The sequence below is a fragment of the Streptococcus sp. 27098_8_134 genome (assembly GCF_041431675.1).
GTDB lineage: Bacteria > Bacillota > Bacilli > Lactobacillales > Streptococcaceae > Streptococcus > Streptococcus sanguinis_R.
The window spans coordinates 432,226-449,604 of record NZ_JAPVYD010000002.1 but is presented as its reverse complement, the minus strand read 5'-3'; the positions used below and the strand labels follow the sequence as shown (position 1 = coordinate 449,604).

The following is a 17,379-nucleotide window of genomic DNA, read 5'->3' as shown; positions in this document are numbered from 1 at the left end:
TCTCCTTTCTTAATCAATGATTTGCATCATCTAATCAAAGGTCACAGTTTCTACAGCCACCCTTGTCGCTTCATCTTTCTTGACATAGTCCTGAATTTTTTGGCTAATCTCAATGACCGCCGTGTTAGACTTCAAAGATTGCTCCATCGTCTTAGCTTGAGGCGTTTTTACTAGTCCTAAGCTTAGGACTGTCAAAAGCCAGAGAAATAAAGTTTTTGGCATGGTTTCTTACTCCTTAGATACAATTTAAAATGACGACTGGAATCTATCCTATCCCATTCCAGCTCTTCTTATCTTTTACAAATTTTAGGCCTATTTGTATAATCATTTTATATATATTATTTTTATATACAAGATGATTATATATAATTTCTTGGTATATGTCAAATTTTTATATAATTAAAAAATTATATATCAAAATCAGCTTAAAAGCCTTGAAATCAATATTCTTAGAGAGTTTATAAAAATTGGCTCCAAAATCTTTTAAAAATTTTTATTTATTTGAAAGCGCTTGACGAATCTGCTATCTTTTGCTAGACTTAAGACAGAACTATTTCGGAGGTACACGGAGACATGAAAAATTAAGTCTATTTTTTAAAGGAAACTTTATTTAGTAGATTTTGTCATGTTTCTGCATATCCGCGGGATGTTCATTTTTTTGTGCTTTCTAGCTTCTATTTGCTTATCTTTAGATCAATCCTGTCACTTCTTTGACAATACAAGCTGGAACCCTATAGATGAATTATCCTACTGGGACACTCCTGTGTCTGCTTTGTGCAATTAAAAACAGCTCTGCTAAATAAAGCAGGGCTGTATTTTGTGTTATAAAACGAAGGAGACATCTATGCTTCAAATAAGAAATCTAACCATTACCCATCTAAAAGACCTGAAGGAGTTAGTCAAAGATTTGTCACTGACTGTCAATCAAGGAGACAAGGTCGCTATTATCGGTGAGGAGGGCAATGGCAAGTCCACCCTGCTCAAGCTCCTGCTAGACGAGCGACTGGTCAGCTCCTATGTCAGCTACAGCGGACAGATTGATAAGTCCTATACTGCTGCTGTCTACTTACCCCAGCAGCTACCTTCAGAGGATGCCCAACTGACGCTCAATGACTATTTCTTTGCTGATTTTGAGACAGAGCTGGACTATGCCAAGCTCTACCGCTATGCTGGAGAGCTCAACTTTGACAGCCAGCGTTTTGCCAGTCAGCAGCAGCTCTCTAGCCTATCTGGAGGAGAAAAGCTTAAAGTTCAGCTTATCAAGAAACTAGCCAGCGATTGGGACATTCTCTTTCTTGATGAGCCCTCTAATGACCTTGATCTCGAAACTCTGACATGGCTGGAAAACTTTATCAGCCACAGCCAGAGAACGGTCCTTTTCGTCTCTCACGACGAGCACTTTCTCGCTCAAGCTGCGACCAAGATTGTTCATCTGGAGCGAATCAAAAAGAAGCAGGAGGCTAGAACCAGTGTCAAGAGTCTGGACTATGAAAATTATCGCCATCAACGTCAGGAGGCTTTTGAAAAACAGGGGCAACTAGCACGAAAAGAGCGAGAAGAACACGCCAAGACCATGGAAAAACACCGACGGGTTAAGCAGAGTGTGGAGCATACTTTACGAAACACCCATGACGCTACTGCAGGTCGACTGGTGGCTAAGAAGATGAAAAACGTCCTCTCGCAGGGCAAACGATTTGAAAAGGCAGCTGTTGAAATGACCGAAATCCCGACACAGGAAGATGCCATCAGCCTTCACTTCTCAGATATAGAAGCTCTGCCATTGACCAAAAGAATCCTGAAATTAGAAGGAATGAAGCTGAAAACAGACGAACGACAACTGGCGGAAAATCTGACTCTGGAGGTCTGTGGCCAGGAAAAAATCGGACTAATTGGTGCTAATGGTGCAGGCAAATCCACTTTGCTTAAGGAAATATGGAAGAGACTGCGTGAGCGAACAGATATGCGAGTAGGCTACATGCCCCAGCATTATGGCGACTTGCTGGCTGATGAGAGCAGTCCTTTGGACTTTCTGGCTCCCTCTGGCGACAAGTCCCAGGAGGAGAAAATCCTGACGCATCTAGCCAGTCTCCAGTTCACTCGCGACGAGGCCCGCCACCCGATTGGGCAGCTTTCCGGCGGTCAAAAAGCCAAGCTCCTCCTGCTCAAACTAGTCCTAGACCGTCCCAATGTCCTCCTCCTGGACGAGCCAACCCGCAACTTCTCTCCCACCTCCCAGCCTCAGATTCGCCAGCTTTTGGCGACCTATCCGGGCGCCATCATAGCTGTCTCCCACGACCGTATCTTTCTCAAAAAAGTCTGCCAGAAGATTTATCGACTTACGGAGACAGGGTTGGAGAAAGTTGAACTTGAAAAGTAATTCCAAAATTTTCTTCACTATCTTTATTGACTACTTATGGTCACTTCCTTTATAATGAAGATAGTTTCATAGAAAGTTCAGGTTTTAAACATGGGAGATATCATAAATATTGCTGCTGAAAACACACTTAACAAAAAGGAGATTTTTAACGAACAAACCCAATTCGTTGAACTCACAGATCAGATACTTTTACAAACTCGTTCTGAAATTGAACAACCAACTACAATGAAGTTACCAATTATTGAATTGTCAGAATTAGGAACTACTGTAGCTTCTCTTATCCCTAATTTGACAAAAGTTGTCCAAGGAAATAATGGCGAAAAAGCCTATCGCATTGTTAATAAAACTGCTGGCGATACCTTAAAAAAGGCAAAAAATGGTAACTACTGGGGAGCTCTGCGAAAAGCAGATGGAGGCTCGAAATTTGTCCAACTTCAAGAAATAAGTGAACTTGCAAATGAAGGATTGATGATTCAACCACAAGTTATCATTGTCGCTGCACTCTTATATTCTGTTGAGAAAAGATTAGACAATATTGTTGAACTTGAGAAACAAATTTTATCATTTTTAGAAACCGAAAAAGAGTCCTCAATTGAAGCCGATGCCGAGACATTGATGGATTTAATTAGGAAATATAAGCATAATTGGGACAATAGCCACTTCGTCTCCAGTAGCCATAAAATGGTAATGGATATTCAGAGAAGTGCGAGACAGCAAATGACTTCCTACCAAAAAAAATTAGAAGAAGATTTAAAGTCTAACCCTCTTCTTATCATCCAATCAGAAGTTTCATCAGCTAAGAAAAAAATTAGTAAGAAATTTAAATACTACAGCTTATCTCTATACACCTATTCACTGGCATCTTATATCGAAATTATGCTCAGTGGAAATTTAGCTGAAAAAAATATATTATCTATCAAAGAAGAAATCGAAAAACTTTCTTCTGTCTATTCTGCCATGTTTACAAAATGTCTAAATTATTTAGAAAAAATGAGCGAATCCTCTATTGAATCCAATGTATTGAAAGGTGTAGGAGAAGCAAGCAAAGCAATAGGCGGTTTCTTAGGAAATATTCCTTTTATCAAGGACAGCCCTGTAGATGAATTTCTCCAAGACGGCGGAGAAGAGCTAAATAAAAGCGCAAAGAAAATGGAAAAAGATATAATTAAATCATTCAAAAAATTAGAAAATGCTAAAACATCTGTTTTTATTGATAGGCTCAATGAACTGAACCAAATCTACAACCATACATCAGATGTATGTATAGACAATGAGAATATTTATTTTATTGTTTCATAGTACTATAGTCTATAAGCAAAAAGAGTTGGAATTTCCAACTCTTTTAGTTTTGTTTATCATCAATCTGTGAACTTTAATAAAGCTCTTCCTTCTACTCCTGCGCCGTCTGCATTTGGTAATAAACACCTCTGGCTGCCATGAGCTCCTGATGATTACCATGTTCGACGATATCACCATCTACCATGACGAGGATGATGTCAGCATTTTGAATAGTGGACAGGCGATGGGCAATGATGAAGCTAGTACGACCCACCATGAGCTTGCTGAAAGCCTCCTGAATCAAGACTTCTGTCCGGGTATCAATGGAGGAAGTCGCCTCATCCAAGATTAGAATTTTAGGAATAGCGAGAAAGACGCGCGCGATGGTTAAGAGCTGCCGCTGACCTTGAGACAAGGAGTCCCCTGCATCTGCCAAGTAGGTATCATACCCCTGAGGCAGTTGCTGGATAAAGAAATGAGCATTGGCCTCCTTGGCAGCTGCAATAACCTCTTCTCGGCTGGCGTCTGGCCGGCCAAAAGCTATGTTGTCATGAATGGTCGCCGTCTTGAGCCAAGTCTCTTGCAGTACCATACCGAACTGCTGACGATAAGAGGATCTGGTGTAATGCGTGATGGGAGTACCGTCTAAAGAAATAAGGCCACTATCAACATTGTAAAAGCGCATGAGGAGATTGATTAAAGTAGACTTGCCCGCACCAGTTGGCCCGACAATTGCGACCTTGCTAGCTGCTGGAATCCTTATATTCAAATCCTGAATCAGCTCTTTTCCAGGCTCATAGCCAAAAGCCACATGCTCAAAACTAATCTGTCCTTTGACATCTTCAGACTGAAGAATTTCCTGACCAGGCTCCGCTATTTCTTCTTGGTCCAAAACGCTGTAAATCCGCTCCGCACAAGCTAAAGCGCTCTGCAATTCCGACATGACTGACGATATATCATTGAAAGGCTTGGTGTACTGGTTGACGTAGTTGAGAAAAGTTACCAGCTGCCCAACCGTAAAACCTGTTCCCTGAATGATTCGGACAGCCCCAAAGCCCACAATCAAAGCATAGATCAGGGCATTGATAAAACGAGTCGAAGGATTGACTGTCGAAGAATAGAAAATAGCCGCCTGAGAATAGTCTGCATAGGTTTGATTACTGCGAGTAAAAGCTGTATCAAACTGCTCCTGAGCATTAAATACTTGAATCAAACTCTCCTGGGTCAGACTTTCCTCAATCAGCTGGGTCTGAGCTCCCCTCGCCTGCGTCTGATGTTGGAAAAAGCTAAAACTCTTTCTAGCAATAAAGCGAGCTAAGAAGAGAGAAAGGGGCGTCAAAAGCAGAACCAAAAGCAGGAGGAAAAAGTCCAATCTGGCCATGCTAATGATGGTCACTAAGATTGTCAGCAAACCCACAAAAAATTGATTGAAAACCATAAGTAGGCCATTGCTGAGCTGCTCCAAGTCCGTCGTCACCCGACTAACCAAGTCTCCGGTTCCCTGCCGATCCAGATAAGCTAAAGGCAAATAATGAACTTTCTTGATAACACCCTGTCGGAGCTGCTGGCTATAGCGATAGACCAGCTGATTATAGAGCAAGGGATTGAGCCACTGAATCAGCGTATTGGCTAAGATAACCAACAGAATCTGACCCAAAATCGGCATCACATGCTGCTCCGCATGAGGGAGAAGAACACTATCTACCGCATTCCCGATAAAAACTGGGAGAAGAACAGTCAGAGCCACTTGAGCCATCGTTCCCAGACTAGCTAGAAGAAAGAGCCAGCGCGCCTGCAGCAAATCTCGAGCCAAACGCCTCAAGCTACTAGGTGATGTCTTATGCTTCATGCTTTCCCTCCTCTCCTTGACTATGCTGTGAGTGATGAATTTCTCGGTAAATAGCAGAGCTAGCTAAGAGTTCCTCATGGCGACCAAGAGCCACCTGTTCTCCCTTATCTAGGACTAAAATTTGATCCGCTGAGCGCAAGCTATTGGTCCGCTGAGAGATCAAGACCAAACTGGTCTCAGTCAATTCATTCTTAATAGCCTGCAAGAGTCTAGCCTCTGTCAGATAGTCCAAAGCAGAGGTTGCATCATCTAAAACCAAGAAAGGCGCCCTCCGCAAGACAGCTCTGGCAATGGTTAAACGCTGACGCTGACCGCCAGAAAAATTCCGGCCGAAGGCCTCTACAGTCGCATCCAAGCCACCTTCCTTCTGAGAGACAAAGTCCGCCGCCTGAGCAATCTCTAAAGCCTGCCACAAGTCTGCGTCTGTTGGCTTGTTTGACAATCCTAAAGTCAGATTGGAACGAACAGTTCCTTGGAAAAGCTCCGCCTTCTGAGGCACCAGACTAATCCAAGACCGCCATTCTCTGAGATTTTTAGGACTGAGTCCTTGGGAAAAGATGGTCAACTGACCAGCAGCCACAGGATAAAGATGAGCCAGCAGCTGAACCAGAGTAGACTTCCCTGAACCTGTCCCGCCAATAACACCCAAAGTCTGACCTCTTTTCAAATCAAAAGTCAAACCTGTCAAGGCTGGACTAGCTGCATTAGGGTAGGAAAAGCTAACTTCGTGAGCTTTAATAGCTTGATTCGGCAGAGCTGTTTCCTGCACTAATTCCTGCAGGACATCTTCTTCTGCTTGCTCGAATACCTGACTGATACGACCTGCACTGATATAGCTTTGATTGAGTGAATTGACCAGCATAGCCAGCTTGAGCAATTCCACCAAAATTTGCAATAAATAATTGACCAAGGCCACTAGCATCCCTTGGGTCAGCAAACCTTTGCCAATAAAAGCATTCCCCTGCCAAATCACAGCAATCAGAGTACCATTGACTGTGAGAAAGGTCAGAGGACTAATCAAACTAGCCAGAGCTCCCGTCCTGATTTGCCAGGTTTTATAGAGCTCGTTGCGATTGCGAAAGGCCTGAACTTCGCGCTGGGTCTGACCGAAAGCTCGTATAACCCGCATGCCCTGCAGCTGCTCACGCGTCAAATTGACCAATTGATCTGTCAGCTGGCGAATCTTAGCATAGAGAGGGTTCATCAGACGAGACATGAAAACGATAATAGTCGTTAAAATTGCCACCATGAGCAAGAACCATAAGGTAATGACCGGACTGATAGTAAAGGCCATGATGATGGAGCCAAAAACGATGATAGGCGCCCTCAGAAAGAGACGAAGAAATTGATTGATGCCCGTCTGGATTTGATAGGTGTCGCTCGTCAGCCGAGTCACCAAGCTAGAGGTTGTCAGCTCATCCCGACTAGCCTTGGGCAAGCGCAGGATTTTTTGATAGAGGTCACCTGTCATCTGGCGAGTAAAGCCTACTGCCGCCTTTGACGAATAATACTGGGCCACCACTGCTACCACCACACCCAGCGCAGCCAAGCCCATCAAAAGAAAAACCATCCAGTAAAGATGGGAGCTGTCGTGTCTAGGAATGGTCTCGTCCACAATTCCCGCAATCAAAATCGGAACCAAGAGTTCAAAACTGGCCTCCAAGAGCTTGAACAAGGGCCCTAACAAAGACTCCCTGATGTATCCCTTGAAATATTTCAATAAATCTTTCATACCGCCTACTTCTCCATTAAACTGTATTTATTTTACCATAATTTTCAAAGGGTAAAAAATATTCTCCTTCTGACCAGCAGAAAGAGAACATTGATATTAGACTTCTTGTAAGTTCTGGCTTATTTTCTTTAGACCCATATACAAAAATGGTGTCGTTGCTAATAATAAGCCGCCTAACACTATAAAAGTCCAGTCAAAGCCAAAATAATCAATCAACCAGCCTGTCACGGGGAAGATGACAATCATACTCAGGCTGAACATCATAGAATAGACACTGAGCATGGTCGCCCGTACTTTACTTGGCAGCTGCTTTTGCAAATCATTGTCAAAAATCGGCTGGAAAAGAGCATACAAGGCGTTGCTGATTAGATAAATCAAAATATAGATGATTGGCGTTCCAAAATAGGACAGCAGGTAGCTTGCTCCAGTTAGAAGGACCACCGAAGGAAAGAGTTTCAAGGCAGAATACTTCTTTCCAATCACACTCGCCAGATAGACTGCTAAGATATTCAAAGCACTGCCAATCAGCATGACTACCGAAATCTGCCAATCTTTTAAGTCAGGCAATTGATTTTGATAATAAAAATAAAACATACACATCAAGGTGCAGATGATTTGCGACAGAATCATCCAGGTAAATAGACTGGGATTCCTATGCAACTCCTCTTTGACAGCCCAGATAATCTTTTTCATGGTCAGACGTTCTGCTTTCTCTGCTTTAACACTTGGCTCCTTCAACATCCAGGTCAAGAAAAGAACGATGATAGAGGTACCAATCATGATATAGTAGGTCAGATGCAATTGTCCATGGACAAAAAATCCGGCCCAGACCGTTCCCAAAGATCGGGTCGCTTCAGCCACTCCAGACATAAAGCTGGAGATGGATAGGTAACGTTCCTTGAGTCCGGCCTCCACAGACGAATCATAGACCATGGCTGCGCTTGTCCCCGAATCAAAATTATAAGACCAAGCACTAATCACCATAGCCAGAGCATAAATCCAAAAGTTCCCCTGCCCGGCCAACATGAGAACAGAAGACACAATCCCAGCTATCCGGCTCAGATACAAATTGGTCTTGTAGGAAAAGCGATCCGCCAACATCCCAGAAGGAATCTCACAAATGACGCTAGTCGCATGAAAGATACTTTCCAAAAGCCCAATCTGCCAGAGGGACATGCCATTTTGACTTAGAAATAAAATCCAAAAACTGGTAATGCCTAGAAAGGCAAAAAATTCAACTCCGGCCATAAGACCGATATTTTTCCGATAACTTCTTTTAAACATATTTTCTCCTTTAACAAGTGTTTTTTAATGTCATCCTTTATCACTTGTTGATCTGCTGTTTACATGACTCCTACCTCTTCTTTCTCTAAAATTCTGTTTTTGGATTATTTCATAGTTTACTGTTGAAAAAACGCCACATGGGCGTTTTCATTGATTTATGGTTTAATACGGTGCAGCATACGTGGGAATGGGATGGCTTCACGGATATGCTTGGTCCCTGCCACAAAGGTTACCATACGCTCGATACCGATACCGAATCCACCGTGCGGAACTGTTCCATACTTACGAAGATCAAGGTAGAATTCATATTCTGTCGTATCCATACCCAGTGCATTCATTTTAGCAACAAGAGCATCGTAGTCCTCCTCACGCATAGAACCACCGATGATTTCGCCATAGCCTTCTGGTGCAAGCAAGTCTGCACAAAGGACACGGTCTGGATTTCCAGGAACAGGCTTCATGTAGAAAGCCTTGATAGCTGCTGGGTAGTTCACGACAAAAGTAGGTACTCCAAAGTGGTTTGAAATCCATGTTTCATGTGGAGAACCAAAGTCATCACCATGTTCCAGATGCTCATAGTCAGCATCCTCATCATTTTCATGGGCTTGCAAGAGATCAATCGCTTCATCATAGCTAACACGCTTGAAAGGCTCTGCAATATAGCGTTTCAAAAGTTCCACATCACGTTCCAGTGTTTCCAAAGCTTGAGGAGCACGGTCAAGAACACCTTGAATCAAGGCTTTAACATAAGCTTCTTGCAAGTCGAGTGACTCATCATGCGTCAAGTATGAATACTCCGCATCCATCATCCAGAACTCAGTCAAATGACGACGGGTTTTTGATTTTTCGGCACGGAATACAGGACCGAAGTCAAAGACACGACCAAGAGCCATGGCACCTGCTTCCAGATAAAGCTGACCTGACTGACTCAAGTATGCTGGAGTTCCGAAGTAGTCTGTTTCAAAGAGCTCAGTTGAGTCTTCTGCTGCATTTCCTGACAAGATTGGGCTGTCAAACTTCATAAAGCCATTCTTGTCAAAGAATTCATAGGTAGCGTAGATGATGGCATTGCGGATTTGCATCATAGCTACTTGCTTACGAGAACGCAGCCACAAATGACGGTTGTCCATGAGGAAGTCCGTTCCATGTTCTTTCGGCGTGATTGGATAGTCATTTGACTCACCGATGATTTCGATATCGGTGATGTCCAGCTCATAGCCAAATTTTGAGCGCTCGTCTTCCTTGACAATCCCTGTCACATAGACAGAAGTTTCTTGGCTAAGCTTTTTAATCGTATCAAACTTCGCCAATCCTTCTTCTTCGCCAAATTTCTCGATGAAGTTAGGCTTGAAGGCCACCCCTTGGAAGAAGGCTGTTCCGTCACGCAGCTGCAAGAAAGCAATCTTACCCTTACCTGACTTATTGGCAACCCAAGCACCGATGGTCACTTCTTGACCAACATAATTTTTCACATCAATAATTGTTACGATTTTCTTTGACACGTTTTTTCTCTTTTCTATTTTTTATTCTTTATGACAGACTGCCTCGACATTATTACCATCTGGATCCAAGACAAAGGCTGCATAATATGACGAAAGGTTCCCCCGATAATTTGGCGCACCGTTGTCTTTTCCCCCTGCCTTTAAACCAGCCTCATAACAAGCTTGAACCTGCTCATGGTTTTCTGCCAAAAAAGCAAAGTGAATCGGAGACTGCTCTCCCTCTCCCAACCAAAAATCTCCACCAGGATGTGGGCTGTTGGGAGCAACAAAACTGAGTAGAGAACTACTTCTAAAAGCCAATTTGTAGCCTAGAGGAGAAAGAAAACTTGTATAAAAGTCTTTTGAAATTTGTAGATTCCTGACCTTTATCTCAAAATGATCAATCATATCTGCCTCCTAGATTGGTTGCTAAATGTCACTTTATTTCAAGACAAATCTTTTGGACATCTGTTCTATATTTTACCATAAAGCGATTGCAATAGCTATCCTTGAAGAGTCTAAATCTCAGAAAAATTAAAAAACCAGCCTCTTAAAGGCTGGTGGATAACTCTCTCTTAATAAGAGGACTAATTTTTTGTTCCATATAGCAGTCGATCAACCATGTCATCATCATAGTTCAAGACTTTTTTCAAAGCCATCTTAAAGCGCTGATCACTGAGAATCTGACCTCCTGGACTCTGGTCAATCGTCGCATAATTCCCCTCCCCGTCCTGAGTAAAGGCTACAGTGAGCTCTTGGTCAGGGTCTTCACAAACATCTCTCTGAGGATTTTTGGAACTGGTAGACGGTCGAAAGTCCATTCTTTGCAGGCGAAACGACAGTTCTTTATGAAAAGCCGCAATATCCTTCTGACGATTGACCACTGGCTCATGTTTGTCCAGCCAAGTCAAAACATCTTCTCTTGTAATATATATCATCTTCCACTCCTAAACCAAATCAAAGTTCGCCCTGTAAATGACCGTATCATAGCTTGGGCTAGCTGCTGACAGAGCTGCTTGAATGATATGGAGCACCCGCTGCTGTTGACCTTCGAAAGCTAAGGGCAGAAGCATATTGGAGACATTTTTAACAATCACTCCCTTGATGAATTCCCCATCTTCATAAGAAAAATCCTGCTGATGAAAAATGGTCTTGGTCTTAAATTCAATCACCTGTCCTTGCAAGATTAGCTTATAAGTCTTCTTCCAGTTGGTTCTGCCACCAAAGCGATAAAGGACCAGGTAAATCCCCCAATCATGATCGGCGACCCAGTCGCCCGTCTCAAAAACTAGCTCGTCATCAATCCCAGCCTTCTTTAAAATCTCAATCCCTTCTTCAGAAATCATCTCGTGCACGAACTTCCAACTTCCTTCTTGGGGAAGAGATACTGCTCCCTCAGTCTCCTTCTGAGTGCTACTACTGACTTCTTTGAGATGAACTCTTTTAGGAGTATATTCTTCCTCCCAAGTCATCTCTTCTTCTATGTCACTGACAGCCCGCCTAGTCGGGAAAAAATCCAGACACTTTTCTAATAATCCCATATCCTATCTCCTCTTTATCTGTACTCCACGTGGTTTACTTCCCTTATCTTTGTATCATAATAAGGGTTAATCTGCGACAGGGCATGTTGAATCACTGTTATGATCTTGTCCTCTCGTCCTTTTAAAACCTTGGGAATCACAAGCTGGGAGATTGTTTCTGTTGATAGACCTTTTACACTTTGATCTTCCTCATTGCGAACTGGATATCTATCGGCCCGCTCTTCTTCTAGGCGAAATTCAAGCAAGTGGCCACCGAGAATCATGGCTAAGACCTGATATTTCCCTTCCCCGATACGAAATTGCTTGACACAGAGAAAAATTCCTCTCTTCTCATCCTCTAGTAAAAATGGCAAAGCCAGTTCTTTTTCTTCAATAGAAAAATCCTCGAGAAGCTTCTTCTCTCTTTCCCCTATTTCCTTTCTGATAAAACCCATTTTATCTCCTTTTGTACAAAATAATCTTCATCCCTATTATTACTTAAGTAAAAAGACCATGAGGAACACACTGCAAGTCAATAGAATGCAGGGCTAGACCAAATGGACTTCTTTTATTATACACCGAAACACCCTCGTCTTCAACTAAATACTCCTCAAATTTTTAAGTCGTCTGGTGTTTCCTATCAGAAAGTGACTTATACTTAGTTAATCTGCCATTGATAGCTGCTTTTTAATCAACAGGCGGATTATCCTTTACCTCTTCTTCCGTCTTCCAGTAAGTCATGCTGCTTTTCTTAGTGTCTACATCTCCCTTATCATTAACTTCAATATGTACTTTAAAATAGGTTCGCTCAATCTGAGGATTATAGCGAGTCTCATAAACCATCGTAAAATCCGCATAGCCCGTCCCAGAAAGTTCCTGCTTTACAGATCCCCCTTCAGTATTTTTTAATTGCTCACTATTCAAAGTTCGCATCTTTAAATTTAAAGCTGGCTGGTAATTATTCAAGTACCAATCCTTACGGGCCGAAGAATTCTCATAATAGTGGATACGATAGTGATTATCTTTTGCTTGTAAGCTGTAGCTTGGTTCATCCGTCTTAGACTGGGAAATTGTGGTCCACCCTTGCTCTGAATCAACAACAGAACAAGCAGCCAATAAAACCAAACTGACTGCCATGAATAAGAAAAATAAATGTCGTTTCATATCCTTCTCCTTTCACACTTATTTAGAAAGCATAGCAACTAAATTCTAACTGCTCCCAGCTTTTATTTTCTGAACAAAATCTTCTCAATTCGACCAGAAAATATGAAAGCGATTTTATGAATTCTATATTATTTTACCATTTTGTCAAATTATTTGCCAGTGCAGTTGAGGGGAATTGAAAAGGACGAACTCTGAGTCCGTCCTTATCTATTGTTCATAAATCTTCGAAAGTAGTGTAAGATTGAGAGCTCTATTTACTCTCCATAAATTGCTGCAGGCGCTGAACGGCTTCTTTGAGTGTTTCCAAATCTGTCGCATAGCTAAGACGGACATTTTCTGGAGCACCGAAGCCTGCTCCGGTCACCAGAGCTACACCAACTTCTTCTAAAATTGCTGTCGTAAATTCGGTCACATCTGTATAACCTTTCATTTCCATGGCTTTCTTGACATTTGGAAAGAGATAGAAGGCCCCTTGTGGCTTGACCACTTCAAAACCTGGCACTTGAGCCAAGAGAGGATAGATGGTATTGAGACGTTCTTCAAAGGCCTGACGCATCGTCTCGACCGTTTCCTGGCTGCCAGTCAGCGCTTCGATAGCTGCATATTGAGCCGCTGCTGTTGGGTTAGAAGTCGTCTGACCTGCAATCTTACTCATAGCTGCTATAATCTCTGGCTCACCAACTGCATAGCCAATCCGCCAGCCTGTCATGGAGTAGCTCTTAGAGACACCATTGATGACCACCGTCTGCTTGCGAATCTCCTCAGACAGACTGGAAATTGGCGTAAATTTATTACCGTTATAAACCAGACGTCCATAGATGTCATCTGCCAAAATCAGAATATCATGCTCCACAGCCCAGTTCCCAATCGCCCACAGCTCATCCGCTGTATAAATCATACCCGTCGGATTGGACGGCGAGTTCAAAACCAAGACCTTAGTCTTGTCAGTACGAGCAGCTTCTAACTGTTCCACCGTTACCTTGAAATTATTTTCTTCAGTAGCTTGGACAAAAACAGGAGTCCCCTCGGCCATCTTAATCTGGTCACCGTAACTAACCCAATAAGGCGTCGGAATGATAGCTTCATCCCCTGGGTCGAGCACACTCATAAAGAAGGTATAGAGGGAGAACTTAGCTCCGGTTGCCACCGTCACTTGATTCGGCTGGATTGTGTAGCCGTAATAGTTGGCAAAATACTCTACCACTGCTTCTTTTAGCTCTGGCAAACCGCTAGTCACCGTATAAAAGCTAGCACGCCCATCCTCAATGGCAGCCACAGCCGCATCTCGGATATTCTTAGGCGTCGGAAAATCAGGCTCTCCCAGAGTCAGAGACAGAATATCCCGCCCCTGTGCTTTCAAAGCCTTAGCACGCGCTGCTGTTGCCAGAGTCACGCTTTCTTCCATCTTTAAGACACGATTTGATAATTTCATAGTCCCTCCTTGCTGACCAACTGTCTGCTTTCAAAACCAATCAGGTAGTAGGTGCCTCCCGACTTGACTTCCCAGATGAGCTGATCTTTAAAATAGCCCATGGTCACCTTATCAATAGTTCCTGCTCCATTTTCCTTGGCAATGCTCTCCGCCTCTGTCTGACTGACGCCTTCGTCCAGTCGATAGACCCGAATCTCATTGGAATCTTTAGCAATCAAAACAGCTTTTTCGACACCTTTACTAGTCTTACCAAGCAGACTGTAGTAAGATTCCTGCCCATTGTAGATGGCAAAAGAATCAACTTTTTCAAGATCTGCGTATTCCTTGGCCAAGCGTCTGCTTGCTTCCTTAGCCGACTGTCTCGGCTGCATAGATACTTGCAAAACTGCAAAAAATGAAAAGACAAGAACGCTGAGAACGATAAAAATACCGATAAGGTACTGCCAAATTGGAAAACTGGCTTTATTTCTATTTTTATATTTCACTCCGTCATTATACTACAAATACTCCTATTTTTCTATCTTTTTTTGATGAGAATATTCTCAAAATTCTAAAGCAATATCCTTGCATATGATACTATTTATTGGTAAAATATTGTTATGAAGATTACAGACGATTTAAGCAAAGAAACTCTGCTTGATTTGAAAACCATGATTGTCTTTCACAAGGCAGCAAGAACCATCCGTGCCATTGAAGCCCAGATTTTTAAAAAGCATGATTTGACTCCTACTCAGTTTTCCGTCTTAGAAACCTTGTACAGCAAAGGGGAACTGCGTATTCAGGATCTGATTGACCGCATATTGGCTACTTCTGGCAACATGACTGTCGTCATCAAAAATATGGAACGCGACGGCTGGATTGTCCGCACCTGCGACCCAAATGACCGCCGGGCTTTTTTGATTGGTCTGACGAAACAAGGTAAAGCTAAAATTGAAGCCGCCCTACCTGACCATATCAAAAATATCCAGCAAACTCTTTCTATTTTTGAAGAGGAAGATAAGCAGGATTTGATTCGTATTTTAAAAAATTTCAAAAAATTGAGCTAAATAATTGCTAACTAGTAATTAATGTTGTAACATATATTGTAACAAGAGAAATTTCTCTTTATTTTATAAAAAAGGAGACAATGCAATGTCTAAAGTATTATTCATCGTCGGCTCGCTTCGTCAAGGTTCTTTCAACCACCAATTGGCTGAGCAAGCTGAAAAAGCTTTGGCTGGTAAGGCAGAGGTTTCATATCTTGATTACAAAGATGTACCATTCTTCAACCAAGACATCGAAAGTCCTGCTCCAGCTGCTGTTGCTAAGGTTCGTGAAGAAATTTTGGCCGCTGATGCCATCTGGATTTTCTCACCTGTCTACAACTGGGCTATTCCAGGAGTAGTGAAAAACCTCTTGGACTGGGCTTCACGCGCTTTGGATCTGTCAGATCCAACTGGCCCATCTGCTCTGAATGCTAAGGTTGTTACTGTTTCATCTGTAGCTAACGGCACATCGCCAGACGAAGTATTCAAGCACTATCGCAGCCTACTGCCTTTCATCCGTATGAATGTGGTAGAACCATTCACAGGTGTTGGTATCAACCCAGAAGCATGGGGAACTGGTCAACTGACTGTCGCAGAAGACAAACTTGCTGAACTCTCAGCACAGGCTGATGCTCTTTTAGCAGCCCTTAACTAAAAAGAGAAGATTATAAAAAGAAAAGAAAACTTATAAGACACTAACCCCCCGCAAATAATTGCGAGGGGTTTTTAGAATACTTTACTGACAGGAACAGGTATTATAAATCAGCTAAAGAATATTTAGGATAAGGAATTTGAGATAATTTATCTTCTATTTTTGCTAGCATTTTCTCTTCTGATTCATCTATATACCCCTCAAACCAAACTTTTTCAATATCTTCTTGGTTAAAAAAGCAAGCTTGATTATCCGTCATACCAAAAGGATATACACAACCGGAATAGTCTAAATAACCAATTTCACCCTTATTATTATATAGAGGATAACGGTTAATAATCATAATTTTTACTTGTCCATTTTTAAGTTGGACAACACTCCCTATCGGTAGTAACTTGGACATTAGAAACCTCCTTTAAAAATCTTCTCGAATTCTAAGTATTCTTCTTTTTTAATCTTTTTAGAACTTTTATCTGTTTGAATAAATGGGATCTTATGAGACAAAAATAAACAATCAAGAAGCCAATATCACTTAACAAATAAGAGACATAGACACCTCTGCTTAGATACTCAGTTGCATGATAAATTGCAAAAAAGGTAAAAAACAAACCGAATACAAGCTTCGCATATACATTTCGACTAAAAATATATAAAAATTCGTCCTTAATGGGAAGCGTTTCAAAGCGAAACTCTTTAAATGACAGTTCTTTCTTTGTTCTCACAAGTAATTCTACTAAATACCCAAGAATAATATAACCCAATACTAGAGAAATCAACTTCCACAGGAAGGAAAACTGGCTATTCGAAATAGAAGTAAATCCATGAAGCAGCAGAATGCTAGCTGCAGGAACATAATTCGTGAGATCCAGATGGAATGTTGGTCTATCTACATTGACATAGATTTTATTAGTTTTTGGGTCAAAATAATAGTTTCTACCCTGAAAAGCTAAGAGTTCGGTTAAATATTCTTTTTTCTTCATTTTAATTGCTTTTCCAGTCTTTTAAGGATAATCAATTTCTCTAACGGTCTATTTCCTATTAACATGAGCCCAGATGCCGGGAGAAAACCAATTATACCCATAAAAGAAAGGAAGCTTCCTGAAAAATAATAATCAATAATAAATTTAATTGACGTAAAAAATAGTATAGTCCCAAAAAACAATATTCCTTTACTTTGCATTTGTTGGTTATAAAGAAAATTAGACCAGTCAAAATAAAGTTTCTGATTAAAATTTTTCATAGTTCCTTTTCTAATATTTCTTAGAACAAATATTATCAAAACTAAAACGCAGAGAATAGTCGAACACAAAATAAATATTCTGATAGGCACACTGGCAACCTGAGGTGCTGTTGCTTCTGAATAAATGTTTCGTAAAAGAAAGGAAGCAGGAAGAATAGCCCAAGTGAGATTAGGAGCTTTCTCTTCTTTCTTATCTATAGAGTATAGTTGTCCAGTTTTTCTATCATAAAAAATATTTTTATCTCTGAAATTACCCAACCAAAATACATTCTTATTCATTGATTTACTCCAAGTAGAGACGGTTCATAATCATAGCACTTCCATTCAATAATTGTTCATACATTA

The 17,379-nt window shown here is 41.6% G+C and carries 19 protein-coding genes; 4 read left to right on the top strand and 15 right to left on the bottom strand.

The window, feature by feature from the left end; translation table 11 throughout:
* Nucleotides 1-30: 30 nt before the first annotated feature.
* Complete coding sequence (locus tag O3620_RS06755; protein WP_002912675.1) at nucleotides 31-222, bottom strand: hypothetical protein; 192 nt, start codon at nucleotides 220-222, stop codon at nucleotides 31-33.
* Between the two features lie 622 nt (nucleotides 223-844).
* On the opposite strand from O3620_RS06755, the gene O3620_RS06750 reads away from it, so the two are divergent.
* Nucleotides 845-2,377, top strand: coding sequence for an ATP-binding cassette domain-containing protein (locus O3620_RS06750; protein ID WP_002912680.1), 1,533 nt, complete (start codon nucleotides 845-847; stop codon nucleotides 2,375-2,377).
* A 90-nt stretch (nucleotides 2,378-2,467) separates the two neighbouring features.
* Complete coding sequence (locus tag O3620_RS06745; protein ID WP_002912683.1) at nucleotides 2,468-3,676, top strand: hypothetical protein; 1,209 nt, start codon at nucleotides 2,468-2,470, stop codon at nucleotides 3,674-3,676.
* A 91-nt stretch (nucleotides 3,677-3,767) separates the two neighbouring features.
* Here the strand turns inward: O3620_RS06745 and O3620_RS06740 are convergent, their stop codons facing one another.
* The 11 genes from O3620_RS06740 to O3620_RS06690 form a co-directional block, all read right to left on the bottom strand.
* Nucleotides 3,768-5,504 (bottom strand): ABC transporter ATP-binding protein, encoded by a 1,737-nt coding sequence (locus tag O3620_RS06740; protein ID WP_002918857.1) that lies wholly within the window; start codon nucleotides 5,502-5,504, stop codon nucleotides 3,768-3,770.
* Nucleotides 5,494-7,236 (bottom strand): ABC transporter ATP-binding protein, encoded by a 1,743-nt coding sequence (locus O3620_RS06735; protein WP_002918856.1) that lies wholly within the window; start codon nucleotides 7,234-7,236, stop codon nucleotides 5,494-5,496. Before O3620_RS06735 ends, O3620_RS06740 begins: the two co-directional genes overlap by 11 nt.
* Nucleotides 7,237-7,332: 96 nt before the next feature.
* The gene (locus O3620_RS06730; protein ID WP_002912686.1) at nucleotides 7,333-8,520 is read right to left on the bottom strand and encodes an MFS transporter; all 1,188 of its coding nucleotides are present in this window, start codon (nucleotides 8,518-8,520) and stop codon (nucleotides 7,333-7,335) included.
* Nucleotides 8,521-8,675: 155 nt separating this feature from the next.
* On the bottom strand, nucleotides 8,676-10,022 hold the full coding sequence (gene asnS, locus O3620_RS06725) for an asparagine--tRNA ligase (RefSeq protein WP_371601564.1): 1,347 nt from the start codon (nucleotides 10,020-10,022) through the stop codon (nucleotides 8,676-8,678).
* A gap of 21 nt (nucleotides 10,023-10,043) precedes the next feature.
* Nucleotides 10,044-10,409, bottom strand: a complete 366-nt coding sequence (locus tag O3620_RS06720; protein WP_002906354.1) for a VOC family protein — start codon at nucleotides 10,407-10,409, stop codon at nucleotides 10,044-10,046.
* A gap of 179 nt (nucleotides 10,410-10,588) precedes the next feature.
* Nucleotides 10,589-10,939 (bottom strand): hypothetical protein, encoded by a 351-nt coding sequence (locus O3620_RS06715; protein ID WP_371601563.1) that lies wholly within the window; start codon nucleotides 10,937-10,939, stop codon nucleotides 10,589-10,591.
* A gap of 9 nt (nucleotides 10,940-10,948) precedes the next feature.
* Nucleotides 10,949-11,542, bottom strand: coding sequence for a hypothetical protein (locus O3620_RS06710; RefSeq protein WP_371601562.1), 594 nt, complete (start codon nucleotides 11,540-11,542; stop codon nucleotides 10,949-10,951).
* Nucleotides 11,543-11,556: 14 nt separating this feature from the next.
* Nucleotides 11,557-11,976 carry a hypothetical protein gene (locus tag O3620_RS06705; RefSeq protein WP_223310218.1) on the bottom strand — a complete coding sequence of 140 codons (420 nt, stop codon included), beginning with the start codon at nucleotides 11,974-11,976 and terminating at the stop codon, nucleotides 11,557-11,559.
* 232 nt (nucleotides 11,977-12,208) lie between these two features.
* On the bottom strand, nucleotides 12,209-12,685 hold the full coding sequence (locus O3620_RS06700; protein WP_002918849.1) for a hypothetical protein: 477 nt from the start codon (nucleotides 12,683-12,685) through the stop codon (nucleotides 12,209-12,211).
* 250 nt (nucleotides 12,686-12,935) lie between these two features.
* Complete coding sequence (locus O3620_RS06695) at nucleotides 12,936-14,117, bottom strand: pyridoxal phosphate-dependent aminotransferase (protein WP_371601561.1); 1,182 nt, start codon at nucleotides 14,115-14,117, stop codon at nucleotides 12,936-12,938.
* The gene (locus O3620_RS06690; RefSeq protein ID WP_371601560.1) at nucleotides 14,114-14,602 is read right to left on the bottom strand and encodes a DUF5590 domain-containing protein; all 489 of its coding nucleotides are present in this window, start codon (nucleotides 14,600-14,602) and stop codon (nucleotides 14,114-14,116) included. The genes O3620_RS06695 and O3620_RS06690 overlap by 4 nt, the downstream gene beginning before the upstream one ends.
* 114 nt (nucleotides 14,603-14,716) lie before the next feature.
* Here O3620_RS06690 and O3620_RS06685 point away from each other — a divergent pair, with 114 nt between their 5' ends.
* Together O3620_RS06685 and O3620_RS06680 are read left to right on the top strand one after the other, a co-directional pair.
* A complete protein-coding gene (locus O3620_RS06685) occupies nucleotides 14,717-15,163 on the top strand; it encodes a MarR family winged helix-turn-helix transcriptional regulator (RefSeq protein WP_371601559.1) in 447 nt (148 codons plus the stop codon).
* Between the two features lie 85 nt (nucleotides 15,164-15,248).
* On the top strand, nucleotides 15,249-15,797 hold the full coding sequence (locus tag O3620_RS06680) for an NADPH-dependent FMN reductase (RefSeq protein ID WP_002895223.1): 549 nt from the start codon (nucleotides 15,249-15,251) through the stop codon (nucleotides 15,795-15,797).
* A gap of 100 nt (nucleotides 15,798-15,897) precedes the next feature.
* Here O3620_RS06680 and O3620_RS06675 read toward each other — a convergent pair whose 3' ends face one another.
* The 3 genes from O3620_RS06675 to O3620_RS06665 are packed head-to-tail and all read right to left on the bottom strand — an operon-like array spanning nucleotide 15,898 to nucleotide 17,313.
* Entirely contained in the window at nucleotides 15,898-16,197 is a 300-nt protein-coding gene (locus tag O3620_RS06675; RefSeq protein WP_268701663.1) for a DUF4176 domain-containing protein, read from the bottom strand.
* 31 nt (nucleotides 16,198-16,228) lie between these two features.
* Nucleotides 16,229-16,774 (bottom strand): hypothetical protein, encoded by a 546-nt coding sequence (locus O3620_RS06670; protein ID WP_002918844.1) that lies wholly within the window; start codon nucleotides 16,772-16,774, stop codon nucleotides 16,229-16,231.
* Nucleotides 16,771-17,313 (bottom strand): hypothetical protein, encoded by a 543-nt coding sequence (locus O3620_RS06665; protein WP_002918843.1) that lies wholly within the window; start codon nucleotides 17,311-17,313, stop codon nucleotides 16,771-16,773. The genes O3620_RS06670 and O3620_RS06665 overlap by 4 nt, the downstream gene beginning before the upstream one ends.
* Nucleotides 17,314-17,379 lie beyond the last annotated feature (66 nt).